This window comes from Gemmiger gallinarum (genome assembly GCF_014982805.1).
GTDB classification, from domain to species: domain Bacteria; phylum Bacillota; class Clostridia; order Oscillospirales; family Ruminococcaceae; genus Gemmiger; species Gemmiger gallinarum.
The window spans coordinates 526,268-550,422 of the sequence record NZ_JADCKC010000002.1 but is presented as its reverse complement, the minus strand read 5'-3'; the positions used below and the strand labels follow the sequence as shown (position 1 = coordinate 550,422).

Below are 24,155 nucleotides of genomic sequence, written 5' to 3'. Positions count from 1 at the left end.
GGAGGGGAAAAGCCCCCGGAAGACCCGGCCGGAGCGTTCGATGGCGTTCTTTCTTTTCGGAAGGCGCCGTGATATAATAAAATAATTCGATATTTTTTGCGGTATGATAAATGGAGACTCGGTTGTTGGGGGGAAAGGATATGAGCGACGCCGGAAGGCTGACGGTGGCTGTCTGTGACGACGAACCTGAACTGCTGGCCGGCACCTGCCGTCTTTTGGGGGAGGTGCTGGCCGACACCGACCACCGGATCTGCCCCTTTGCCGATCCCCGGACTCTGCTGAAGCAGCCGGAGCCCTTTGATATAGCGGTGCTGGACATTCAGCTGCCCCGGCAGAGCGGTATCGAGCTGGCCCGGCAGCTGCTGCGGCGCAGCCCGGGATGCCAGATCATCTTTCTCACCGCCTATATGGCATACTGTCAGGATGTCTACGACGTGGAGCACATTGCCTTCGTCCTCAAGGAGGAGATGGCGACCCGTCTGCCCCCTGCCGTTCAGCGGGCCTGCCGCCGTCTGGAGCACCGGGATGCGGCCGCAGTGTCGGGGCAGATGCTGATCCTGGGCGCCCCCGGCCACGCCATTCAGATCCCTGCCGACGATATCCTTTATCTGGAGCGGCAGGTTCGGGTGACCTGGGTCCATACCCTGGGGGGAAGCTTTTCCACCCCGGACAAGCTGGAGGATCTGGTGGTCAGGCTGGACCCGGTATTCTTCTGTCAGACCCACAAGAGCTTTGCCATCCACTGGACCTTTGCGGGAAAGTATGAAAAAAATACCATCCGCATGCGCAACGGGGTGGACATTCCCGTCAGCCGCAGATACGCGGCAGCGGTGCGCCGGAGCTTTGTGGCTTATGCGGCGCGGCAGTCCGCACTGGAGGTGAAGGCCCCGTGACGGAGCGTGTCTTCTGGCTGGGCCTGCTCCTGGTGCCCTGTTCTCTGCTGGGATTCTACCAGTACTGGTTCATGCTGCATCCCAAAAAGGACCGGCGCCTCCAGCTGCTGTTCTGGATCTTCGGCGGGGTGTCCCTCGCCGCCAAGGCCTTCGCCGACGCCGCCTGGAAGCTGGCGGGGCTGGGGACGGATGCCAGCGGCTACATCACCATCACCATCAATGTTCTGCTGCCCTTCATCCTTCTGGCCTGCTTTGCGGACAACTGGCGGCGCAAGCTGTTTGTGGTCATTCTGGGCATCTGTCTGCAAAGCGGCGTGCTGGCGCCCTTCTATGTCTGGTTCATCAATATTGCCCAGGAAAACGGCGGCAACCCCGGAGTGCTGGGCTATCTCATCATGTACATCGGGTCGGTAATTGCCACGGCAGCGTCGGTGATCCTGGCCCGGGGACTGGTCCGCCTGGCGGAGATGCTGCCCGACTGGGCCTATACCTCCCTGGCGGTGATCTCCCCCTGGGCCAACATTGCCATGAATCTGGAACAGTGGGCGCTGGTCCGGGCGGCCGACAAGGCCACCGACATCTACGGGGAGGCCTTCGGGCGGCTCATTGTGGAGATGGCGGTGCTGCTGACGGTCTTCTGGATCGTTTACCGTGGCATCACCCGGCGGATGGTGGCGGCCACCGCCTCCCGGGAGGAGATGCACCGCAGCGAACTGGAAGCCGAGGAGCATGATCTGGAAACCCTGCGCCGTCTGCGGCAGCAGCACCGCCGCTGCCTGGAAGAGGTGGACGCCCTGCTGAAGGAGGGCAGCACCGACGCCGCCCTGGAGCGGGTGCGGGAGATGACCCGGAGCAGTATCCGGGCGGTGCGGCGCTATGCCGACAACCCGGTGGCCGACGTGGCCCTGGCCGATGCGGCCTACCGCTGCGACAAGGCGGGGGTGGAGCTGGAGATCCGGGGCAGTCTGGCCCGGGAGTGCACCCTGCCGCCGGTGGACCTGGCCAGCCTGTTCTACAATCTGTTCAGCAATGCGGTCACGGCAGCCGCCCAGGCGCCCCGCCCGGCCCGGGTGGAGATCGAGTTTGCCCAGGCGGCGGGCTGCCTCTGCGTGACGGTGCGCAACCCGGTGCCCGCCCATCCGGCGGGGCCCCGGGGCAAGGACCACGGCTTCGGCCGCAAGATTTTACAGGACATCACCCGGCGGTATCAGGGCAGCTATACCCTGACGGTGGCGGACGGAATTGCCGAGGCCACTGCCCTGGTTTCTCTGCCTGAGACACGCAGCCTCCAGAAAGGGAAAACCCATGCCTTTGTTTGATCAAATGTACATTGCCAGGAACACCGCGGCTTTTTTTGCTGTTCTGTTCCTGGTGCTGGGCGTCAGCATGGTGGCCTACCAGCTGCAGCGCTGGAAGACCCGGCGGGAGATGGAGACCATCACCCGGCGGGAGCAGGAGCTCTACCTGCGGATAAAAAAGGAAATGCGGGCGCTGGAAGATCTTCGCCTGGCCCAGCACGACGCCAAGAATGAGCTTTTGGTGTTGCAGGGCTTTCTGGAACGGGGAGAACCCGATGCCGCCCGCCGGTATCTGGATGCCCTGCTGGCCCGACAGCAGGAACTGGAAAGGCAGGAACCGCCATCCGGCCCTGCCGACTCCATGAAATAAACAGACAGAATCCCCCGGATGCGGATGCATCCGGGGGATTCTGCTTTTATGAGGTTCCCTTCCAAAGGAAAACCCGAAAAGGGCGGCGGAAGGCGTCGGGCCGGGCTGCGGGGATGCTTGCCCGGGCTTTTGCCTTGCGGTCAAAGGTCCGGAACCCGGCCCGAAGCCCTCCGCCAATTCCCTGTCGGTGCCGGGGATTGGTTCCCTTTACAGGGACTTGGCCGAATGATACCGGTCGGGATGACGCTTTTCATCCCGGACCCGCAGCACGCTGAGCACGATGACCGCGGCGAACAGCAGGCCGGTGACCACGATGGCCACGGCGCAGCCCATCTCCCAGGGGGCCAGGGAGTAGGTGATGGTGGAGCCGGGGGCCATGCCGTTCATGGCGTTGGAGTTGGCCACCATGTAGCACATCTCGTGGGTGGCTTTCTGCAGGTACTTGACGGTGGTGGCACTGGGGTTGTTCTGGTCCACAAAATCCTTGCGGTTGGACTGGAGGCAGGCGGTGCCGCCGTTGCGAATCATCTGGTCGGGGTACATGAAGTCGTGGAGGGCGTAGTCGGTGAGGGCGGTGCCGTCAAAGCCCCACTCGTCCCGCAGGACGGTCTGGAGCAGGGCGTGGTTGCCGCCCGACCAGGTGTTGCCCACGCAGCAGAAGGCGGTCATGACGCCGGTGGCGCAGCGGAAATCCTCCGCCACCTGCTCGTTGCCTTCGCTGTCCAGATACTTAAGGTCGACGGTGGCCTCCTTGATGGCGATCTCAAAGGCCTTGAGGTAGATCTCACGCACCGTCTGCTCATTGGCCCAGGTCATGAGCATCCATTCGGGGTTCTGGTAGCGGTCCAGGCTGTCGTCCATGTGCATGCCGCAGCACCAGGAGCGGCAGAAGGCTTCCTGCTCATTCATGGCAAAGTGCTTGATGTAGGTAAAGACGCCGTACTGGGCCGCACCGGCGATCTCCCGGGCGGCCAGCTTGCCTGCCAGGAAGGGGTCCTCCGAGAAGTACTCGAAGTTGCGTCCGCCGAACGCCGTGCGGTGGGTGTTCAGGCCGGGGGCATACCAGCCGGACATGCCGTTGACCGAACCCTCGGCGCCCACGTTCTGGCCGATCTCCTCCAGCAGGTCCTCGTTCCAGGTGCAGGCCAGCAGTGCCTCACAGGGGAAGGCCGTCATGTAATAGGTGTCGATCTTCTCGTTTTCCTCGCCCAGGGCCTGGTGACGGAAGGCCTGGGGGCCGTCGTTGTCCAGTGTGGTGGGCTTGCCGTACTGGGTGAAGGCCTCGGTCTGGAAGCCTGCCTTGCCCAGCAGCAGGGCCATCTCCTCCGGCTTCCACTGCTGGATGTAGGTCTCCCACAACGGATCGTCAAAGCTCAGGCCCCGCAGGTCGATGAGCTGGAGGCCGGCGTTTTTGCCGGTGACCGGCATCTCCACATCCTCGTCGTGGAGGGCGGTGGCTTCCTTGGTGCTGTAGTTGTTGTCGTTCAGAATGTCCTTGAGCTCCTGGGGCATGACGGTGTCCTCCGCCTGAGGGGCGGTGGGCCAGGAGGCTGCAAACCCGGCGGCACGGTTCATGGTGGCGTCGCCGTTGGCGACCTTCAGGTTGTTGCCGGTCATTTCCCGGGTGAAGGCATTGGTGGCGGTGGTCTCGTCGCTGGCACGCTTGCCGTCGTGCTCGTCGTTGTAAATCTTGGTCTCGCTGATGGCGTTGGCCGCTGCAAAGGTGACGGCGTTGGCGCCGGCGGTCAGACTGGCGGAGTCTGCCGGGGTGGCGTAGGCCCAGGAATGGGAACCGTAGACGGTGCCGTTTACGGTGCCCAGGTAGAAGGTGCAGTCGCCGGCATCCAGCACATAGCACTGGTTGACGGTATCGTCGTAGGAGGCCAGATCCTCGGCCTCCACCCGGATGGTCATGGTCTGGTCGGCGCCGGGCTGCAGGATGTCGGTCTTGTCAAAGCCGCAGAGGACGACCTTGGACTTCTCGATGCCGCCGGGGGTGTAGGGAGTCTCCACATAGAGCTCCACCACATCCTTGCCTGCCACGCTGCCGGTGTTAGTGACCTTGACCTCAAAGGTAAAGACACCGTCGGAGTAAGTGGCCTTGGTCAGCTCCTGGGTGAAGGTGGTGTAGGACAGGCCGTAGCCGAAGGGATAGATGACGCCGTTCTCCCGGTTGTAGTAGGGGTCGGTGACGCCTGCAGGCAGCTGGGCGGAGGTGAAGAAGCCGTCGGCGGCTGCCGTCTCATAGAAGCGGTAGCCCACGTAGATGCCCTCCTCGTAGCCCACGAACAGAATGGGGCGCTGGGAGGTGCTGCCGTCGGCATCGGTGTAGTCGATCATGGTGTCGTACTGGTTGGGGAAGGCAGCGTCGGCGTCATAGTAGACCTTGCTGCTGAAGTTCTCCATAGCGGGGCTGGCCAGCAGGTCGGCGGCGTAGGTGTCCGCCAGACGGCCGGAGGGGTTCACCGTGCCGTTGAGCACGTCGCCGATGGCGTAGAAGCCCTGCTTGCCGGGGCCGCCCACAAAGAGGATGGCATCCACCCTGTCGTCGTCCTGGAGCTCGCCCAGCTCCATGGTGTTGTTGGCGTTGATGATGACGATGACCTTGCCGTTTTCGCCCCGCAGCTCCTTGGCCTTGGCCAGGACGGCCTCCTCCTCGTCGGTGAGTTCCAGATAGTGCTTGTCGGGGTTGACGCCGTAGGTGTTGACGCTACCGCCCTCCTTGGTCATGACGGTGGGGCAGTCGTGGTACTCGCCGCCGCCCCGGCCGATCCAGACAATCTGGACGTTGTTGGCTGCGGCGTCGGACTGGTCACAGGCTTCGGCCACCAGCTGGCCGTTGAGCTCGGGCACGTCCCAGGCCGCCTGGTAGGCCTTGCTCACCGAGGGCCGGGCGGGGGAAGTGTTGGTGTCCTCGTCGGTGTAGTAGCCGTTGGCCTTGGTGACCATCCACTCGGTGTAGTGCTCATTGGACCAGTTGAGGTAGTAGGTTTCCAGCGCCTCGTTGATCTGGATGCCCGCGGCGGCCAGAGCCTCCTTGGGGGAGACCAGTCCGTCGGAACCCACGGCGCCGGAGCCGGAACCGCCGGTGCTGGGATAGTAGAAGGACCAGCCCAATTGTAAGCCACGGTATAGTCCCGCAGCGGGAAGAACACTGCCACTGCCAGCCCGGCGGCCAAAGCCAGGAGCAGCCGGGGCACAAAGAGAGAACGCCGGCGGAGCTTCAGGCAGAAAATGCCCTCCGCCGCCGCCAGCTCAAAGAAAAAGAGGATCTTGTACCAGTAGAGCTGAGTTTCCTGCAGCATATCACTTGCCCCCGAAGTATTCCGACATCTGCTGTAAAAAAGCCTTGCGCCGGGTGCGGCTGATGAGCAGGCGGTCGTCCCCCACCAGCAGGTCGCTGCCCTCCAGGGAGCGGACGTAGCGCAGGTTGACCAGATAGCAGTTGTTGCAGCGGGCAAAGTTCTGCCCGGCCAGCTGTTCCTCCAGCTTTTTCAGGCTGCCGGTGGAGTCAAAGATGCCGTCCTCGGTGTGGAAGATGGTGTGATGGTTGAGCATTTCGATATAATGCACCCGGGCGGAGTCCAGATAGTAGGTGCCGTCCTTGCTGTGCAATACCAGCCGGACGCCGGTCTCGGCCTGAAGGCGGTTTTTGGCCTTGGTCAGGGCGGCTGCAAGCCGGTAATAGCTCACCGGCTTGAGGATGAAATCCATGGCGTCCACCTCGTACCCCTCGATGGCAAACTGGGCCATGTTGGTGATGAAGATGAGGACGATGCGCTGATTCTGTTCCCGCAGGCGGCGGGCCAGGGCCATGCCGTCGATGCCGGGCATCTGGATGTCCATGAGCACCAGGTCGAACCCCGCCGGGTCCCGGGCCAGAAAATCCTCCGCCGTGCCGAACTGCTCCACCGTGAAGGCGGCGCCGTTTTCGGCCTCATAGCGGCGGATGAGGGCCTCCATCTGACTGCGCTGTTCCTGTTCGTCGTCCACCAGAGCCATGTGCAGCATACCGCATCCGCCTCCTTTTCCCCGATGGGGAGAATCTCTTGCCTGATTGTACTTTATTGTAGCAGAATCCCCCAACGGGGGCAATGCCGGGGGACAAAGAAGCCACGGGAAACCATACCTGAAAGCTATACCGCAGTATAAAATATAGGTATTTGCCTATGCCCGGAGGAAGGAGTATAGTAACAATAAAGAATGTCCCGCCGCCATGCTGCGGCCGGTGCGGCGGGAAACCGGAACCACTGAAAAAACAGGAGGCTGTTTGGGATGAAATACATCGAACATCAGACCTTTGACGCGGAGCGCGCCCTGTACGGCAGCCGTGACCTGACGGTGCGCCGCTGCCGCTTCGACGGCCCCGCCGACGGGGAGAGTGCCTTCAAGGAGTGCACCAACATCGGGGCGGAGGACAGCTTTTTCAATCTGCGCTACCCCTTCTGGCACGACCACGGGCTGACCATCCGGAACTGTGAGCTCACCCAGCTCTGCCGGGCGGCTTTGTGGTATTCCGACCACATCACCATCGAGGATACCAGGCTCCACGGCATCAAGGCGCTGCGGGAGTGCGCCGACGCCACCCTGCGGGGCTGCGATATCCTCTCTCCCGAGTTCGGCTGGTCGGTGCGGGGCATCACCATGGAGGATTGCACCGCTGAGAGCGAATACTTTATGATGCGCTCCACCGGTCTGCGCTTCACCAACGTGCGGATGAAGGGCAAGTATTCTTTCCAGTACATCGAGGACGCCGTCTTCGACCACTGCACCTTCGACACCAAGGACGCCTTCTGGCATGCCAAGAACGTGACGGTGAAAAACAGCGTGGTCAAGGGGGAGTACCTGGCCTGGTACTGCGAGAACGTTACCTTCGACCACTGCCGCATCGAGGGAACCCAGCCCCTGTGCTACTGCAAAGGCCTCAAGCTCATCGACTGCGAGATGGTGGGCACCGACCTGGCCTTTGAGCGCAGCGACGTGCAGGCCACCGTTATTACCCCAGTACTCAGCATCAAAAATCCCCTGGCAGGCAGCAGCATCACGGTGCCCGCCGTGGGGGAGGTTATCCGGGACATGGATGGCGCCGACGGCAGGGTCGTCCTATCTCCGTCCCCCTGCAAGGGCTGCGCATGAACGGGGAGGGACTGCCCATGAGACAGGGGAAAGGCTGGATCATTGCTGCCTGCCTGCTGGCAGGCCTGCTCACCGGCTGCGGAGCGTGGGAAACCACCCCGTCCGCCGCAGCTCCCGCGCCGGAGAGTTCCCCGGCGGCGGGGACACACACCGACTCTGCCCCCGCAGCTTCCGCCACTCCTGAAACTCCATCGGAATCCACAGAGGAGGAATCCCCCATGAAACTCACCGTTACCGTCAACGATGCCCCCTTCACCGCTACCCTGGCGGACACCGAAGCCGCCCGGACGCTGGCGGACATGGTGGAGGAACAGCCCGTCACCCTCACCCTCTCTGACTACGCCGGGTTTGAAAAGGTGGGTCCCCTGGGCTTTGACCTGCCCGCCTCCGACCGGCAGACCACCACCACGGCGGGGGATATGGTCCTCTACCAGGGGGACCAGCTGGTCCTCTTCTACGGCTCCAACGCCTGGAGCTACACCCGGCTGGGACGCATCGACGATCTGTCCGGCTGGGCCGACGCCCTGGGCAGCGGGGATGTCACCGTCACCCTGTCCCCGGCGGAATAAGCCCAACCAAAAAGAAAACAAGCGCCCGCCGTGCCGTTCCCCGGCAACGGGACGCAAAACGCCTCCGCCGGAAGCCTGTCCGCTTCCGGCGGGGGCATTTTTTGCTGCCTGACATCCTTGCGGGGCGGGCGGCAGGGGTCTCCCGCCCGGAACAGCAACTGCCTGCGGAAAGCGAAAAAGCCCGTCTGCCGCAAAAAATGCTGGACCGTCTGGCTGTCAAGACCGAGGGCTTTGTGGGCGCCGAGATCGAGCAGGCAGTGGTGGCCGCCCTGTACGAGGCCTTCTTCCACCAGCGGCCGCTGCTGGAGGAGGACCTGAACTATGCCATTGACAGCACCGTTCCCCTGTCGGTGACCCAGGCCGAATCCATCCGGGCGCTGCGCCAGTGGGCCAACGTCCGTGCCGTGGCCGCCACCGCCCGGGAGGACCTGGAAAACTACGAAAAGAGCGACCCCGAAGAGCCGGAGACCGACATCCGCAAGAGCCGGGGCGGCCGGTCGCTGGATTTCTGAGCAGGAGGGAAAAATTATGTCTCTTGTATTGTCCATGACCAGTGCAGCCATCTGCCTGGGCATCTCGGCGCTGGGCGGAATGGTCGCCGCCAAACAGGCGCTGGACGCCCGCTGCGGAACCGACGCCACCGAGCTGGACCCGGTGCAGACCCGCTTCAACGACCGCACCCTGCTCATCAAGACGCTGGAGGAGCACGGCTTTACCGTTCAACAGGAGGAGGACGGCATCCTGACGGTGCACACCAGCGCAGGCAGCCTGCGCTACTACCAGCCCCAGGAGGGGGAGGCCTTCTGGGTGCAGCCCTTTGACCTCAAGAGCCAGGAGGAACTGGACGCCCACGAGGCGGAACTGACCGAAGAGTATATGGTCAATGTCCAGAAAAGCACCTACCTGCTGCTGAAACAGCGTCTGAAGGAGCGCCAGGACATGGAGCTGGAATCCGAGGCGGTGCTGGAGGACCAGTCCATCCTGCTGACCATCAACGTTTCCTGAGCCGGATATTTTTCCAAAACGCAAGGCCCCCGACGGGAATCTCCCCGCCGGGGGCTTTTTGCGCGCACAGCCCTGAAAATAACACATTGAATAAATGCGTTATTATATAACAAATTGTATTTCTCGGGCGGCGGGATGGGGAAAAAGCGATACGGACAGCAAAAAGGCAGGCCCTCGGGAAGATGAATTCCCGCAGGGCCTGCCGGAGCAGAAAGGAGAGGATGGTCAGAGAGCGAAGCGCTGGCGGACGATGCCCTCCAGCACGGCGGCGGTGCCGTCGATGCCGAACTTGGCTGAGTTGAGCATGATGTGACAGTTGGCGGTCACATCGCCGCCGCCGTAGACCCGGTGATACCCGGTCCGGGCTTTGTCGACCCTGGCCATGGTGCGGCGGGCGGTGTCCTCGTCCATCTCCAGCTTTTCCACACAGTTTTTCAGCCGCTCGGCCCTGGTGGCGAAGATGTGCACGCTGAAGACATTGGGGTGATCCTTCAGGATCTCATCGGCGCAGCGGCCCACAATGATGCAGCTCTGCTTGGCGGCCAGATCCCGGATGATGTTTTTCTGGACCTCAAAGATCTCGTCCTGCATGCTCTTGACCCCCATGCCCAGGGGATAGATGCGGCGGTAAAAGAGGTTGTGGGCGGCCTCCTCGTTGTTGGCGATCTCGGAGACGGGCAGGCCCATGCGCCGGGCTGCCTGCTCCACGATGTCGCGGTCGTAGAATTCACACCCCAGACGCCCGGCCAGATTCTGGGCGATGCTGCGCCCCATGCTGGCAAAATCACGGGACAGGTTGATGACATACTGCTTTGCCATGGAAGAGCCCCCTTACTGTGCTGTCTGAGCCGTCGGTTCCGGGCGGGCGGACCGCCGCGGACGGGGGTGCTGCAGCGAGCGCACCACACAGGACAGCGCAAAGTTGATGACGAAATAGATGATGAAGGCGATGCCGAACAGCACAAAGACGTCGCTGACCAGCTGGGTGCCTGCACCGTTGTACATGTTGGAGGTGGCCAGGATCTGACGCACCCGGGACATCAGCTCAATGACGGCCACATTGGCCAGATAGCTGGAGTCCTTGATGGTGCTGATGACCTGGCTGAGCAGGGTGGGCACCACGGCGCGGTAGGCCTGGGGCAGCACGATATAGCGCAGGATCTGCACCGTGCTGAAGCCCTGGGAATGTCCGGCCTCAAACTGCCCCGCGGCCACCGAGTTGAGGCCGCCGCGGATGATCTCGGCCATGATGGAGGACTCGAACAGCACCAGAGCCACAAAGGCCCGGAAGAGGATGCGGACTTCCACGCTGGTGAGGCTGAGCATCCGGTGGGTGAAGAAGCCGGGCACCGGGCAGAACACCAGGCAGATGAAGATCCAGAACAAAAGCGGCGTGTTGCGGAAGAGCTCAATGTAGGCGGTGGCGATCCACTTGAAGATGCGGGTGGGGCCGGAGCAGTAGTTGCGCATGAGGGCCAGCACCGAGCCGATGAGAAGGCTGACCACCACGGCGCACACCGAAATGACCAGCGAGAAGGCCACGCCCCGCAGGATGTAAACGGCGACGCCCGCCTTGGTCAGGATAGAAAAACTTGCCTGCCAGTCGATCATTCAGGACACCTCCGTTTCCAGCTGTTTGACAATGGCTGCCCCGCGCTTGTCCCGGCGCTTGAGGTTGTTTTCCCAGGTGGAAGCCAGGGTGGACAGGGGGAAGCAGACCACAAAGAAGAGAGCGCCGCACACCAGATAGGCGGGGGCATAGGCACCGCCGGTGGTGGCACCGGTGACAAAGCTGTAGGTCAGCGAGATCAGGTCGGCGCCGCCCACAATGTAGAGGCAGCTGGTGTTCTTGAACAGGTTGACTGCCTGGTTGACCATGGGCGGCAGAATGATCTTGAGGCTCTGGGGGAAGATGATGTAGTACATCGTCTCCACGTAGCCGAAGCCCTGGCTGACCGCCGCCTCAAACTGGCCCTTGGGCACTGCCTGGATGCCGGCACGCACCACCTCGGCCATGTAGGCGCCGGTGTAGATGCCCAGGCTGATGATGCCGGTGAGGATGATGCTGACCTTGATGCCGGAAAATGCCAGCACGTAATACAAAAAGCACATCTGCAGCACGATGGGGGTGTTTTGGAAAAATTCCACGTACACCCGGGCCACCGCCATCAGGGGCTTTTTGCCGCTGGTGGCCATCAGGCCGAAAAGAATGCCCAGTGCCAGTGCCAGCAGCAGACCGAAGATGGCCGTCTCCAGCGTGTTGCCGAATCCTGTGAGAAAGGTGCCGCGGTAGGTCCAGACCTTGCCCCAGGCCTCGGGCGAAAGCAGCTCTGCCATAGTTTGTGTCTCCCTCCTGCGAAAAAAGGGCGGGCCCGGGGATCAGCCCCAGCCCGCCCCGTTTTATGCTTGGAATCCCCCGGTCAGGACCGGGATGCGATCAGCCGAGGTTGAACTCGCTGATGTAGCCGTCGATGGTGCCGTCGGACAGGCAGGCCTCCACAAAGTCGTTGCAGTAGGTGGAGAAGTCGCTGCCCTTCTTGGTGGCGATGCCGTACTCCTGAGGAGCAAACTGATCGTCGATGTAGCTGCGGCCCTCGGTCTTGTAGACAGCTAGGATGGACTTATCCACGCAGAAGGCGTCCACAGTGCCGGCGCTCAGAGCCGTGGAGATGGCCGGATAGTCGTCGAACTGCTGGAAGGTGACGCCCTCGGTCCAGGTGGCGGGGTCGAAGGTATCGGCAGAGAAGCCGGTACCCTCAATGACGCCGCCCTCGATCATGGCCTCCACCAGAGAACGGGCGGAGGTGGAACCGGAGGAAACACCCACGACCTTGCCCTGCAGGTCGGCCAGAGAGGTGATGCCGTCGGCATCCTCTACCAGCACGGTGACGTAGTCGGTGTAGTAAGGCGTGGTGAAGTCCCAGCTTTCCTTGCGCTCATCGGTGATGGTGAAGGTGGCCAGCACGCAGTCGATGTCGCCGGAATCCAGCAGCTCGGTGCGGGTGGCGGCGGTGACGGTGGTGAACTCCACGTCAACGCCCAGCTGCTCGGCCAGCTTCTTGGCCAGCTCGATCTCCATGCCGGAGTATTCGCCGGTGGCGGGGTCCTGATAGCCGAAGCCCACAACGGCGTTCTTGACGCCGACGCGCAGGACGCCACGGTCGACGATGGCCTGGGTATCGGCACCCAGAGCTTCGCCGGCGGCCTCACCGGTGGCGGCTGTGGAGGAGTCTCCGCCGGCCGCTGCGCTGGAAGAAGAGGACGAGTCGGCGCCGCCGCAGGCAGTCAGGCTCAGCAGCATGGCGCCCGCCAGGACGGACGAAAGAATCGCATTGCGCTTTTTCATGTTGATTTCCTCCTAATATATGAAATTTCCCTCTATATCCAGATGCCGCAAAGCATCGGGTATCAGAATCAGTGCAGGATCTTGCCCAGGAACTGCCGGACACGCTCGTGGTCCGGATGGGTGAAGAAGTGTTCCGGGGTGCCCTCCTCCAGAATCTGGCCGTCGGCCATAAAGACCACCCGGTCGGCCACCTGGCGGGCAAAGCCCATCTCGTGGGTGACCACCACCATGGTGATGTTTTCCTTGGCCAGGCGGATCATGACATCCAGCACCTCCTGGATGGTCTCGGGGTCGAGGGCGGAGGTGGGCTCGTCAAAGAGGATGATCTTGCTCTGGGCGCACAGGGCCCGGGCAATGGCGATGCGCTGCTGCTGGCCGCCGGACAGCATGGTGGGATAGGCATGGGCCTTGTCGGTGAGGCCGACCACGTCCAGATAGTGATAGGCCAGGTCCTCGGCCTCCTTGCGGGACTTGTGATGCAGCTTGATGGGGGCCAGGGTCAGGTTTTTCAAAACCGTCATGTGGGGGTAGAGGTTGAACTGCTGGAACACCATGGACATGTTGTCCCGGACGATCTGGCGCTTGTTCTTGTGGGTCAGCTCCACGCCGTTGATGTAGACGTGGCCGCTGGTGGGCTCCTCCAGAAAGTTCATGCAGCGGACGGTGGTGGACTTGCCTGAGCCGGACGGCCCGATGATGACAAGCTTTTCTCCTTCGGCCACCTCCAGCGAGACATCCTTGAGGACGTGCAGGTCCCCGAAGTACTTGTTGACCTTTTCCAGCTTGATCATGCCGTGCTCCCTCCCGGTGGTAAAAAAGAAAGACGCTCCACACCCCGCAGGGGATGTGAAACGTCTTTGTTTCATCAGTTATTGTCTGGCAGTTTAGCACGGCAGAGTGCATTTGTCAACTGTTTCCAGAGGAATTCGGCCGCTTTCTACAAAGCTGCGCCGGTCCGTCTGAGAGAAAATCGTTGATATGCTGAAGAATTTGGCACGGTGCGAAAAAAAGGCCCGCCCATATTCCTGCTGTGCGCCCGCCGCAGCCCCCGGCCCTGCCGGCCCCACCCCTGGGGCAGAGCCATCCCATCCTGTAGGAAAACACAGAAACACCCCGGACGGGCGGCGGCAGACTGCCGCCCCATCCGGGGCGTTTTGTGCTTTGTGTGGGGGAACGGTCACAGGATGGCCCGGACCTGATCCTCGGGCACCACGCTGGTGATGCCGCCGTGGGTCTGGGTGGAGAGGGAGGCGGCGCAGCAGGCAAAGCGGGTGACCGCCCGCAGCTCCTCCACGGTCAGGGTCTCGGGAGCCTTGTTCAGGCGCAGGAACTGGCTCATGGCGCTGCCGCCGAAGATATCCCCGGCGCCGGTGGTATCGATGACATGGATGCCGGTGGGGGAGGGAACCTCGCAGCAGCCATTGGCGTTGGCCACGTGGCAGCCCTTGGGGCCCAGGGTGGCGTAGACCAGGCGGACGCCGTACTCCTTCAGCAGCTTCTGGGCGCCCTCCTCGGGGGAGATGCCCCACAAAAACTCGATCTCCTCATCGCTGATCTTGACGATGTCGGACTGGTGCAGGCCCCACTCGATCTGCTCCCTGGCGGCCTCGTCATTGGGCCACAGGGGCTTGCGCAGGTTAGGGTCAAAGCTGATGAGCTTGCCGTGCTCCTTGGCATAGGCCACGGCGGCCCGGGTGGCGGAGCGGGCGGGCTCCCCGGTAAGGCTCAGGGTGCCGAAGTGGAAGACCTTGCAGTCGTCCAGCAGGGAGAGGTCCAACTCCTCGGGGCGCAGGCAGGTGTCGGCGCCGGGCTTGCGGGCAAAGCTGAATTCCCGGTTGCCGGTGGCGTCCAGAGTGACGAAGGCCAGGGTGGTGAACACCGACGGGTCCTTCACAATGCCTTTGGTGGAAATGCCCAGGGTGTCCAGGGTGTTTACCAGCAGATTGCCGAAAGCATCCTCGCCCACCTTGCCCAGCAGGGCGGTGGAGCAGCCGTACTTGGTCAGGGCAGCCAGGAAGTTGCCCGGCGCACCGCCCGGTTGGGCCTTGAGGGTGGGGTAGCCGCTCTCGTCGGTGGAAACGGGAGCAAAGTCGATGAGGAGTTCACCCAGTGCAACAACATCTTTCATAGTATATTACCTCCAATCTCAGCAGTCGCGGCGGGGTACCTGGTCGGGAAAGGCTGCGGCAAGGCTTGCCTCAATGCCGAAGGCCGCGTCCAGACGGTCATACAGCAAGAACAGCGCCACAAACAGGTCGAACCACACGGCGACGAGGGGCAGAAGAATCAGCGTCCAGGGGGCAAACAGCACCATGAGCAGCCACCACACCAGCTGGAGCAGGCAAACGCTCAGGGTGGCCCAGAAATTCTTGATGGTGAAAAGCAGTGCGTTGAGCAGCCGGACGATGCCCCGCTGGTCAAAGAGCACCAGCTGGGGCCAGTACAGCGTGGACAGAACAAAAAAGATCAGACAGCTGAACAGATAGATCAGGATGGTCAGGGCGGAGGGCACCGCTGTGCTCCAGGCAAAAAAGAGCATGCCTGCAAAGGCGGCAGACCCTACAAACAGGCCGGTGAGGGCGCCGGGCAGCAGGGAAGCCCGCCAGTTCTGGGCAAAGGCGCGGCGAAAGTTGGCCGACCAGCTGCCGGGGGCATCCCGCAGGGCGCGGAGAATATTGTCGTACAGACAGGCGAGGAAAGGCCCGGCGATGGCTCCACCTGCCAGGCTGACGGGCAGCAGGACCAGAATGCTGCTGCTCAGAATGGCATAGGCGATGCCGGCGGCCAGGGGAAGGCAGCCGGCCAGCGTCACCAGGCCGGTGAGGAGGAAGCGCTTCCAGTTGCGGCCCAGCACATCCTGGTAGCGGTCGATGCCGATGAGGCGGCCGCGGGCATCCCGGCGGGGCTCGCCGGTGTCATAGGGACGAAACAGATTCATGGCGGAAGGCTCCTTTTGACTCAGAGAGAATCCCGGGTGGTGCCCCCCGCCTGGTAGCGCACGGGCAGGCAGATGAGGGGCGGCAGGCCGGTAAAATCGTTGGACAGCACCATATTGACGGCGGTCTCGGCCAGGTCGGGCACCGGCTGCACGATGGTGGAGCAGATGTAGTCCTGGTCGCCGAACATGCGGATGCCGTCAAAGCCGATGACCTGGACATCCTCCGGCACCCGCAGGCCCAGATTGCGCAGGATCTTGATGGCATCCCATGCCATCAGGTCGGTGCCGCAGAACAGTCCGTCCAGCGGGGTGTCGGTATCAAACAGATTGTGACGGAGAAACACCTCAAAGGCGGACAGGGGGGCGCCGTCGGTGAGGTTGCACACCTCAAAGGGAAGCCCGGCCTCCATGCAGCCGCTGACAAAGCCGTCCTTTCGCTTGCTGGGTTCATTGGTCAGGGAGGAACCTGACCGGAGACAGGCCACCCGATGACAGCCAAGCTCGGCCAGCTTTTTGGCCGCCAGCTGCCCGCCGCCAAAGTTGTCCGACGCGATGCAGGGCACCGATACACTGAAAAAGCGGTCGATGGTCACAAAAGGAATACCCTCCGGGATCTCCAGCTTGGGATTGTATGTCAGGGCAATGATGCCGTCCACCCGGTTGTGCACCACCATGCTCACATACTCCTGCTCCCGGTCCCGGTCATACTCGGTAAAGCAGAGCATCATTTTGTAGCCGCGCTTTTCCAGCGCCATATTGATGTAGTGCGTCAGCAGGGCGAAAAAGGGGGCGATGGTGTTGGGAATGATGAAGGCAATGGTGCTGGTGCGGTTGCTCTTCAGCGCCTTGGCACTGGGATTGACCCGGTAGTTCAGCTTTTTGACGGCAGCCTCCACCCTGAGACGATAGCTTTCGCCCACAGGCTGGCCGTTGATGACCTTGGACACGGTGCCCAGCGCGACCCCGGCTTCCCGGGCTACGTCGCTCATGGTGGCTGTTTGTCTCTCTCCTTTCATGAAATTTCACCTCGTCAGTCTTTTCTTTTCGGTAATATTATACTCCGCTCTATAATAAATGTAAAGCTGTTTCATGAAAAAATAACGGGGATTTCACCGATTTCACCGAAACAAACTGCACAATTTTCAGGCAAATGCCTTGTGCATGCCGCCAAAACCCCTCGGCAACGCGGGATTTTTTGATTTTTGCCATTGACTTTTTTTGGTTGTGAGGGTGGTATTTTGATTTCACAAGATACGTGAAACGATTCATGAACCGTCCGTCACGAAGGAGGAATCATCATGAGCAAAACGCAAGCCGTGCCGCGGGCAGAGCGGACCGGACGCCCCAAGGGGCCGCAGTGGCTGAAACGGGGCAAGACATCCGGAAAAAACGCCGGCGACATTGCGGTCCGGCGCAAGCCGCTTAAACAACGGCTGATCGAAAACTGGCAGCTCTATCTGCTGCTGCTGATCCCGGTGGTCATTACCATCGTCTACAAGTACGGCCCCATGTACGGCATCCAGATCGCCTTCCGGGACTTCAAGGCAAGCCGAGGCATCACCGGAAGCCAGTGGGTGGGCCTCCAGTGGTTCGAGGAGTTCTTCACCTCCCCCAACTGCTGGCGCATGATCAAAAACACTGTGCTGCTCAGCCTCTACAGCCTGCTGTGGAGCTTCCCGGTCCCCATCATCCTGGCCCTGGCCCTCAACCAGCTGCGCTTCCACAAGCTCAAGAGAGTGGTCCAGACCGTCCTGTACGCCCCTCACTTCATCTCCACCATGATCATCTGCGGCATGCTCCGCATCTTCCTCAGCCCGTCGGGCGGCCTGATCAACCTGCTGCTGGGCACCAGCATCGACTTCCTCAACCAGAGCTCCATGTTCCGCTCCATCTACGTCATCAGCGGCATCTGGCAGGAGGCCGGCTGGGGCACCATCATCTACCTGGCCACCCTGTCCAGCGTGGACACCTCCCTGTATGAGGCCGCCAAGGTGGACGGCGCCTCGGTGTTCCAGCGCATCCTGCACATCGACCTGCCCGCCCTGGTCCCCATGGCGGTGCTCCAGCTCATCCTGAGCGCCTCCAACCTTATGAACATCGGCTTTGAAAAGGTCTTCCTGCTCCAGACCGACCTGAACAAGGCCACCAGCGATATCATCGCGGTCTATGTGTACGAACAGGGCATTCAGCACGCCGAGTACAGTTACTCCACCGCCATAGGCCTGTTCAACACCGCCGTCAACATCATTCTGCTCATCATCGTCAGCCGCATTGCCAAAAAGGCCAGCGACGTACAGTTTGTGTAAAGGAGGTCACTGACATGTCCGCAAAAACCAAGTCTGTCGGCAAAAAGCCGGGCGGCCTGTCCGACCGCGCCAGCGATGCCATTCTGGTGGTATTGTGCGTTGCCATCCTGCTGGTGGTGGCCTACCCTCTCTACTACATCCTGGTGGCGTCCCTCTCCGATCCCTATGATGTCTACGCCGGCAAGACCTTCCTGGCGCCCAGCCAGTTCACCCTGGACGGCTACGCCGCCGTCTTTTCCGACGACAGCATCCTGCTGGGCTACTGGAACAGCATCAAGTACACCGTGGCAGGCACCATCTTCTCGGTGGTCATGATCTACATCACCGCCTACCCCCTGTCCAACCCCGATCTGCCGGGCCGCAAGTTCTTCAACATCTTCTTTGTCATCACCATGTACTTCGGCGGCGGGCTGATCCCCACCTATTTGGTCGTGCGCGACACCGGGCTTATCAACACGATCTGGGCGATGTTTCTGCCCGGCGGCGTCGCGGTGTCCAACATGATCATCGCGCGCAACTACTTTGAGACGAGCATCCCCAAGGAACTGAAAGAAGCCGCCGAGATCGACGGCGCCTCCAAGCTGCGCATCTTCTGGGATATCATCATCCCCCTGTCCCGCCCGATCATGGCGGTTATGGTGGTGTTCAGCATGGTGGCCTACTGGAACGACTGGTTCACCGCATTGATCTACATGACCGGCGAGGGCCGCGCACCTCTGCCCCTGGTGCTGCGCAACATCCTGATTGCCAGCGAGACCTCCGCCAGCCAGGCCAGCATGATCTCCGGCGGCTATGCCGAACTGAACAAGCTCACCGAAATGATCAAGTTCGCCTCCATCATCGTGGCGGCGGCCCCCATGCTCATCATCTATCCCTTCGTCCAGAAGTTGCAGTACGGCCCCATCAGCGTCTACTTCACCGAGCAGGACGAGAACGGCCTGTGGCAGAGCATCACCGACGAGGAAGCCCAGGAAAATTCGGCAAGAGCGCCGGCGAAGTCAAGGGCGAGTACGAGGTCTACGGCCCCAAACTGATCCTGTCCGACTACTACGCCACCACCTTTGAGATGGAGCCCCGCGCCGTCGAGCGTCTGACCGACCTTTACGACTACTGGATGCAGTATGTGGACGACACCACCTGCTATCCCATCGACTGCGTCTACACCCAGGAGGAGCTGGACACCATCGACAAGTGGCGCGTGGACTTTGAGAACTACGTCTCCGAGCAGGAGGCCACCTGGCTGCGTGACGGCGGCATCACCGACGACACCTGGAACGCCTACAAGGAAAACCTGAACAGCTACGGCATGCAGGATCTGCTGGATACCTACCAGGCCGCCTACGACCGCTATGTGGAGACTGCCGGCGCCGTGGACACCACCGTGCCCGCCACCGCCGAGACCGCAAACTGATCTTTCATCAAAACCACACTACCGGAAAGAGAGGAACTATCTCTTATGCCGTACAACAGATCGGAAAAACTGGAGCAGGCCCGCGCCTATGAAGCCCGGGAAGAAAAGGCCATCGCGGCCGCTGACCGCCCCCGCATCCACCTGACCCCCCGGGTGGGCTGGATGAATGACCCCAACGGATTCTGCTGCTATCGGGATGCCTACCACCTGTTTTATCAGTACTACCCCTACGAGACCAAGTGGGGCCCCATGCACTGGGGCCATGCGGTGAGCCGCGACCTGCTGCACTGGGAGTATCTGCCCTGCGCCATGGCGCCCGATACCCCCGCCGACGGCAAAGGATGTTTTTCGGGCAGTGCCATTGAGCTGCCGGACGGACGGCTGGAGCTTTTGTACACCGGCGTCAGCGGTACCGACAAGGAGCCGGTCCAGGCTCAGTGCGTGGCCATCGGCGACGGCACCGACTTTGAAAAACTGGCCGAAAACCCGGTCCTGCCTCCTGACCGGCAGCCGGAAGGCTTCTGCGCCGCCGACTTCCGCGACCCCAAGATCTGGCGGGAAAACGGCCGCTACTACTGCGTGGCGGCGGGCCGACACAAGGACAACGGCGGCAGCATCGAGCTGTTTGAGAGCGAAGACGCCCGGCATTGGACGTTTGTCACCGTGTTGGATGCCAGCCGGGACAAGTACGGCCTGATCTGGGAGTGCCCCGACTTCTTCTCTCTGGACGGCAAGCAGGTCCTGCTGGTCAGCCCCCAGTCCATCGGTCCCGCCGACGACCCCGAGATCCGCCCCGGTTATGCAGCGCTGGCCCTGATGGGAAGCTACGACCCCCAGAACCATCGCTTCACCCGGGAAAGCGTCCGGCTGCTGGATGCCGGTATGGAGTTCTATGCTCCCCAGACCACCCTCACCCCCGACGGCCGCCGCGTTATGGTGGCCTGGATGCAGAGCTGGGAAACCTGCAATGACGCACTGCGCAATCATCGCTGGTTCGGCCGCATGACCCTGCCCAGAGAGCTCTCGGTGAAAAACGGGCGGCTGTATCAGCAGCCGGTGCGGGAGATTGAGGGACTGTGGCGGGAGGAGAGTCGTCTGACCCAAACTGCCGACGGCGACCTGCCTCTGCCCGCGTTCCATGGCCGGTATCAGGACCTGACCCTGGTGCTGGACACCGAGCGCAGCCCTGACTGCAAGTCCCTGACCCTGAGCTTTGCCCAGGGCGGAAAGTATGCAACCCGGGTGCGCTGGGAGGCCGACCGCCGGGAGCTGGTCTTTGACCGCAGCCGCTGCGGCACCCGGAGGGACATTCCCCACATCCGGCGCATCCCGGCGGAGCCGGTGGACGGCCGACTGACCCTGCGGCTGATCCTGGACGGCGACTGCACCGAACTGTTCGTCAACGGCGGCGAGCGGGTGATCTCGGCGCTGATCGATACCCCCGCGGAGGCGGACGGCGTCTCGCTGCACAGCGACGGCCCCGCCTGTGTGGAACTGGTCCGGCACACGCTGGCCTGATATCACTGTACAACTGGAAGGAAACTGAAAACTCCCCGCCCCGGAAGGATACGACCGGAGCGGGGAGCTTTTTTGCTTTTGGCTGGAAAGGCGGGAAAGACGCCGGGCCCGGAAGGGCGCCGGACGATGAATTTTGCACATGCACATGCATGTTGTGCAAAAATAGCGGTAAAAAGCAGGAATTCTGAAATGATGCACAAAAAACAGGCAAATAGTTTGGCGGTTCATCGAATTGAAATGTGAACATTTTTTTACTATATTATAAATGTTCTCGAAAATACGAGAATACGAATTCACACTGCTGGTACAACATGTATGATAACAATGTCTGAAATCGCAAGGCTGACCAATGTCTCCCAGCCGACGGTATCCCGGGTGCTCAACGGCAACACCAAGGTGGCCCCTGAGATCCGGGAACGGGTGCTGGCCTGCGCCCGGGCCCATGACTATCAGTTCAATGCTCTGGCCAAGGGGCTGCAGGGCAGCAAGACCCGCCTGCTGGGCGTGCTGGTGACCGACATCTCCAACGGATTTTTTGCCGACCTTGCCAAACAAATTGAGGTGGCCGCACGGGAAAACGGCTACAGCATCATTCTTTTCAACAGTGACTACAACCCTAAAAACGAGCAGGAATATCTGGACGTGGTCCGCCGTTACCGGGTGGACGGAGTGCTGGCGGTCCCCATCCGGGAGACCAGCCCCCAATGGCGGGATTACGTAAAAAAACTGGACGTTCCCGTGGTGACCATCACCCGGCGGGCCCATGGACTGGATTCCTTCTATGTGGACCACGCCCAGGCGGGGGCCATGGTGGCGGATCACCTCATTGACCGGGGCTACCGGCGCTTCCTCTTCATCGGCAAGGACTACGACGGCAAGTATGTGGGCTTCCGTCGGCAGCTGACAGACCGGGGATTCGGGGACGCTGCCACCAACCGGGTGCTGCGCTCCCACGACCAGCTTGGCCAGGAGCTGCGGGACTGGTTTTTCAGCGATACCGCCCGCGCCGCCATCTTTGCAGGCAACGATATCTACGCCCTGCAGGTGCTGGACATCCTGCGGGAGCTGGGCATCTCGGTGCCCCGGCAGGCGGGGGTCATAGGCTTTGACGATACCTTCATGGGGCGGTTCCTCAATCCCCGGCTCAGCAGCGTCAGCCAGCCCACCGCTTCCATGGCCCGGGAGGCCGTGGAATGGCTTTTGGACCGCATTGAACACCCCGGCCCCCGGGAGGCACAGAACCGGCCTTTCCCCGCGGAACTGGTCATCCGGGAAAGTACATGATATTTGGACAACGATAAAAAGTTGTCCTTTTTTCAGGACAGTTAAGAATACGTATTCTCGGCGAATGCCCCTCCCGCGGACCCCGTTGTCCGCACGGCAGATGTTGTATCTCTTCTCCCCTGGCGGGAGTGGAAATAGAAAAAGAAAGGATTGCAGTGTTATGGATTACAAAAAGGTAGCCCAGGAAATCTACGAAAAAGTCGGGCGGAAAGAGAACCTTGTCTCTGCCGCCCACTGCGCCACCCGGCTCCGGCTGGTCCTGGTGGACAACGCCAAGTGCGACGCCAAGGCCGTGGAGGACATCGAGGGCGTCAAGGGCGTGTTCAGCGCTTCCGGCCAGCTCCAGATCATTCTGGGCACCGGGGTTGTCAACGAGGTGTATAATGAGTTTATCGCCATCTCCGGCCTGAGCGCCGCCACCAAGGACGAGGTCAAGGCGGCAGCCGCCGCCCGCCAGAATCCCTTCAAGCGGGCCATCAAGACGCTGGGCGATATCTTTGTCCCCATCATTCCCGCCATTGTGGCCAGCGGCTTCCTTATGGGCATCATGGAAGCGCTGAACTTCATGGTCAACAACGGCTTCCTCAACATCGACACCTCCGGCTCCATCTATGTGTTTGCCAACCTGTTCTCCAACACGGCATACACCTTCCTGCCCATCCTCATCGCCTACAGCGCCGCCAAGGCCTTCGGCGGCAACCCCTATCTGGGCGCCGTCATCGGCATGATGATGATCCACCCCAACCTGCAGAACGCCTGGACCGTGGCCACCGAGGGCGTCCATCAGACCCAGAGCGTCTGGTTCGGTCTCTACTCGGTGGACCTGGTAGGCTATCAGGGCCACGTCATTCCCGTCATCATCGCGGTATGGGTCATGTGCTTTTTGGAAAAACGCCTGCACAAGATCGTTCCCGCCATGTTTGACCTCTTCGTCACCCCGCTGGTCAGCGTCTTTGTCACCGGCTACCTGACCTTCTCCATCATCGGACCCATCTTCGTCACCATTGAGAACAGCATCATCGGCGGCATCCAGACCCTGCTCACCCTGCCCCTGGGCATCGGCAGCCTCATCATGGGCGGCCTTTACTCCACCACCGTCGTGGCCGGCATCCATCACATGTACACCGTCATCGACATGGGCCAGCTCTCCATGTACGGCGTGACCTACTGGCTGCCTCTGGCCTCCGCCGCCAACATGGCCCAGGGCGCCGCTACCCTGGCCGTCGCCCTCAAGACAAAGAACGGCAAGACCAAGTCCGTGGCTCTGCCTTCCGCCTTCTCCTGCTTCATGGGCATCACCGAGCCCGCCATCTTCGGCGTGAACCTCCGCCACTTCAAACCCTTCGTCTGCGGCGCCATCGGCGGTGCGGCGGGCGCCATGTATGCCTCCCTCGTCGGCCTGGGCGCCAGCGGCACCGGCGTTACCGGCATCTTCGGCCTGCTGCTCTGCCTCCAGCATCCCCTGGAGTACATCATCATGGCTGCCATCTCCATCGGTGTCGCCTTTGCCCTGACCTGGCTGTTCGGCTACAAGGATGCGGAACCGGAAAAAAAGACCGCTGAGTCTGCTCCCCAGGCGGAAGTCCCCGAAAAAGCTTCTGTCCAGTGCCAGCTCGGCACCGTCTATGCGCCGGTTTCCGGCAATGTGGTCCCCTCCGAGCAGATCCCCGACGAGACCTTTGCCGCCGGCATTCTGGGCCGGGGCGTGGGCATCGAGCCTTCCGAGGGCGTTGTGGTGGCTCCCTTTGACGGCGAGATCTCCTCTGTCACCGACACCCATCACGCGGTGGGCGTCACCTCTCCCGACGGCATGGAGCTGCTGATCCACGTGGGCGTGGATACGGTGGACATGAAGGGCGACGGCTTCCAGTGCTTTGTGAAGGCCGGTCAGAAGGTGAAGATCGGTGAGAAGCTCATCGCCTTTGACCGGGAAAAGATCGCCGCTGCCGGACATCCCGACATGGTGGCGGTGCTGCTGACCAATGCCGACGACTACAAGGATCTGAAGATCGAGACCGGCAGCCGCAAGGCGCTGGACAAGATCCTGCAGGTCTGACCCGCTGCTGTTGCACCGCGCCGGG

The 24,155-nt window shown here is 61.7% G+C and carries 23 protein-coding genes; 13 read left to right on the top strand and 10 right to left on the bottom strand.

Translation table 11 applies throughout. From position 1 onward, the window contains the following. Positions 1–140: 140 nt before the first annotated feature. Genes INF35_RS08160 through INF35_RS08150 form a run of 3 tightly spaced genes read left to right on the top strand, consistent with a single transcriptional unit; the run spans position 141 to position 2,561 of the window. Positions 141–893: a LytR/AlgR family response regulator transcription factor gene (locus INF35_RS08160; protein WP_193501357.1), complete on the top strand. Its 753-nt coding sequence runs from the start codon at positions 141–143 to the stop codon at positions 891–893. After that, complete coding sequence (locus INF35_RS14050) at positions 890–2,212, top strand: GHKL domain-containing protein (RefSeq protein ID WP_193501356.1); 1,323 nt, start codon at positions 890–892, stop codon at positions 2,210–2,212. Before INF35_RS08160 ends, INF35_RS14050 begins: the two co-directional genes overlap by 4 nt. Then, positions 2,199–2,561 carry a hypothetical protein gene (locus tag INF35_RS08150; RefSeq protein WP_193501355.1) on the top strand — a complete coding sequence of 121 codons (363 nt, stop codon included), beginning with the start codon at positions 2,199–2,201 and terminating at the stop codon, positions 2,559–2,561. Before INF35_RS14050 ends, INF35_RS08150 begins: the two co-directional genes overlap by 14 nt. Positions 2,562–2,768: 207 nt before the next feature. Here INF35_RS08150 and INF35_RS08145 read toward each other — a convergent pair whose 3' ends face one another. Beyond that, on the bottom strand, positions 2,769–5,678 hold the full coding sequence (locus tag INF35_RS08145; RefSeq protein WP_193501354.1) for a glycoside hydrolase family 3 C-terminal domain-containing protein: 2,910 nt from the start codon (positions 5,676–5,678) through the stop codon (positions 2,769–2,771). A gap of 189 nt (positions 5,679–5,867) precedes the next feature. After that, the gene (locus INF35_RS08140) at positions 5,868–6,572 is read right to left on the bottom strand and encodes a LytR/AlgR family response regulator transcription factor (protein WP_193501353.1); all 705 of its coding nucleotides are present in this window, start codon (positions 6,570–6,572) and stop codon (positions 5,868–5,870) included. A gap of 264 nt (positions 6,573–6,836) precedes the next feature. Between INF35_RS08140 and INF35_RS08135 the strand changes: the two genes are divergently transcribed. From INF35_RS08135 to INF35_RS08120, 4 genes are all read left to right on the top strand, one after another. Further along, positions 6,837–7,697: a DUF3737 family protein gene (locus INF35_RS08135; protein WP_193501352.1), complete on the top strand. Its 861-nt coding sequence runs from the start codon at positions 6,837–6,839 to the stop codon at positions 7,695–7,697. A gap of 17 nt (positions 7,698–7,714) precedes the next feature. Further along, positions 7,715–8,266 (top strand): cyclophilin-like fold protein, encoded by a 552-nt coding sequence (locus INF35_RS08130; RefSeq protein ID WP_193501350.1) that lies wholly within the window; start codon positions 7,715–7,717, stop codon positions 8,264–8,266. A gap of 101 nt (positions 8,267–8,367) precedes the next feature. Beyond that, a complete protein-coding gene (locus tag INF35_RS08125; protein WP_193501348.1) occupies positions 8,368–8,778 on the top strand; it encodes a hypothetical protein in 411 nt (136 codons plus the stop codon). Positions 8,779–8,794: 16 nt separating this feature from the next. Continuing rightward, positions 8,795–9,271: a hypothetical protein gene (locus tag INF35_RS08120; protein ID WP_193501346.1), complete on the top strand. Its 477-nt coding sequence runs from the start codon at positions 8,795–8,797 to the stop codon at positions 9,269–9,271. A gap of 225 nt (positions 9,272–9,496) precedes the next feature. Here the strand turns inward: INF35_RS08120 and INF35_RS08115 are convergent, their stop codons facing one another. The 8 genes from INF35_RS08115 to INF35_RS08080 form a co-directional block, all read right to left on the bottom strand. Further along, complete coding sequence (locus INF35_RS08115) at positions 9,497–10,090, bottom strand: cytidylate kinase-like family protein (RefSeq protein ID WP_193501344.1); 594 nt, start codon at positions 10,088–10,090, stop codon at positions 9,497–9,499. 12 nt (positions 10,091–10,102) lie between these two features. Then, positions 10,103–10,882 (bottom strand): amino acid ABC transporter permease, encoded by a 780-nt coding sequence (locus INF35_RS08110; RefSeq protein WP_193501342.1) that lies wholly within the window; start codon positions 10,880–10,882, stop codon positions 10,103–10,105. Further along, the gene (locus INF35_RS08105) at positions 10,883–11,608 is read right to left on the bottom strand and encodes an amino acid ABC transporter permease (RefSeq protein ID WP_193501340.1); all 726 of its coding nucleotides are present in this window, start codon (positions 11,606–11,608) and stop codon (positions 10,883–10,885) included. 100 nt (positions 11,609–11,708) lie between these two features. After that, positions 11,709–12,617, bottom strand: a complete 909-nt coding sequence (locus INF35_RS08100; RefSeq protein ID WP_193501338.1) for a transporter substrate-binding domain-containing protein — start codon at positions 12,615–12,617, stop codon at positions 11,709–11,711. A gap of 68 nt (positions 12,618–12,685) precedes the next feature. Beyond that, the gene (locus tag INF35_RS08095) at positions 12,686–13,408 is read right to left on the bottom strand and encodes an amino acid ABC transporter ATP-binding protein (RefSeq protein ID WP_193501336.1); all 723 of its coding nucleotides are present in this window, start codon (positions 13,406–13,408) and stop codon (positions 12,686–12,688) included. 386 nt (positions 13,409–13,794) lie between these two features. Then, on the bottom strand, positions 13,795–14,745 hold the full coding sequence (locus tag INF35_RS08090) for a carbohydrate kinase family protein (protein ID WP_193501334.1): 951 nt from the start codon (positions 14,743–14,745) through the stop codon (positions 13,795–13,797). A gap of 18 nt (positions 14,746–14,763) precedes the next feature. Next, positions 14,764–15,555: a hypothetical protein gene (locus tag INF35_RS08085; protein ID WP_193501331.1), complete on the bottom strand. Its 792-nt coding sequence runs from the start codon at positions 15,553–15,555 to the stop codon at positions 14,764–14,766. Positions 15,556–15,575: 20 nt separating this feature from the next. Further along, a complete protein-coding gene (locus tag INF35_RS08080; protein ID WP_235983162.1) occupies positions 15,576–16,571 on the bottom strand; it encodes a LacI family DNA-binding transcriptional regulator in 996 nt (331 codons plus the stop codon). A gap of 282 nt (positions 16,572–16,853) precedes the next feature. Between INF35_RS08080 and INF35_RS08075 the strand changes: the two genes are divergently transcribed. The 6 genes from INF35_RS08075 to INF35_RS08050 all read left to right on the top strand — a co-directional run bounded on the left by INF35_RS08075 (position 16,854) and on the right by INF35_RS08050 (position 24,130). Beyond that, a complete protein-coding gene (locus INF35_RS08075) occupies positions 16,854–17,861 on the top strand; it encodes an ABC transporter permease (RefSeq protein WP_193501329.1) in 1,008 nt (335 codons plus the stop codon). A gap of 14 nt (positions 17,862–17,875) precedes the next feature. Continuing rightward, the gene (locus tag INF35_RS08070) at positions 17,876–18,895 is read left to right on the top strand and encodes a carbohydrate ABC transporter permease (RefSeq protein WP_193501327.1); all 1,020 of its coding nucleotides are present in this window, start codon (positions 17,876–17,878) and stop codon (positions 18,893–18,895) included. Then, the gene (locus tag INF35_RS08065; protein WP_193501325.1) at positions 18,802–19,272 is read left to right on the top strand and encodes a type 2 periplasmic-binding domain-containing protein; all 471 of its coding nucleotides are present in this window, start codon (positions 18,802–18,804) and stop codon (positions 19,270–19,272) included. The genes INF35_RS08070 and INF35_RS08065 overlap by 94 nt, the downstream gene beginning before the upstream one ends. Before the next feature lie 45 nt (positions 19,273–19,317). After that, positions 19,318–20,790 (top strand): glycoside hydrolase family 32 protein, encoded by a 1,473-nt coding sequence (locus INF35_RS08060; protein ID WP_193501323.1) that lies wholly within the window; start codon positions 19,318–19,320, stop codon positions 20,788–20,790. Positions 20,791–21,114: 324 nt separating this feature from the next. After that, positions 21,115–22,074 (top strand): LacI family DNA-binding transcriptional regulator, encoded by a 960-nt coding sequence (locus INF35_RS08055; protein ID WP_193501321.1) that lies wholly within the window; start codon positions 21,115–21,117, stop codon positions 22,072–22,074. 160 nt (positions 22,075–22,234) lie between these two features. Next, positions 22,235–24,130, top strand: coding sequence for a PTS beta-glucoside transporter subunit IIBCA (locus tag INF35_RS08050; protein ID WP_193501319.1), 1,896 nt, complete (start codon positions 22,235–22,237; stop codon positions 24,128–24,130). The last annotated feature ends 25 nt before the right edge of the window (positions 24,131–24,155 follow it).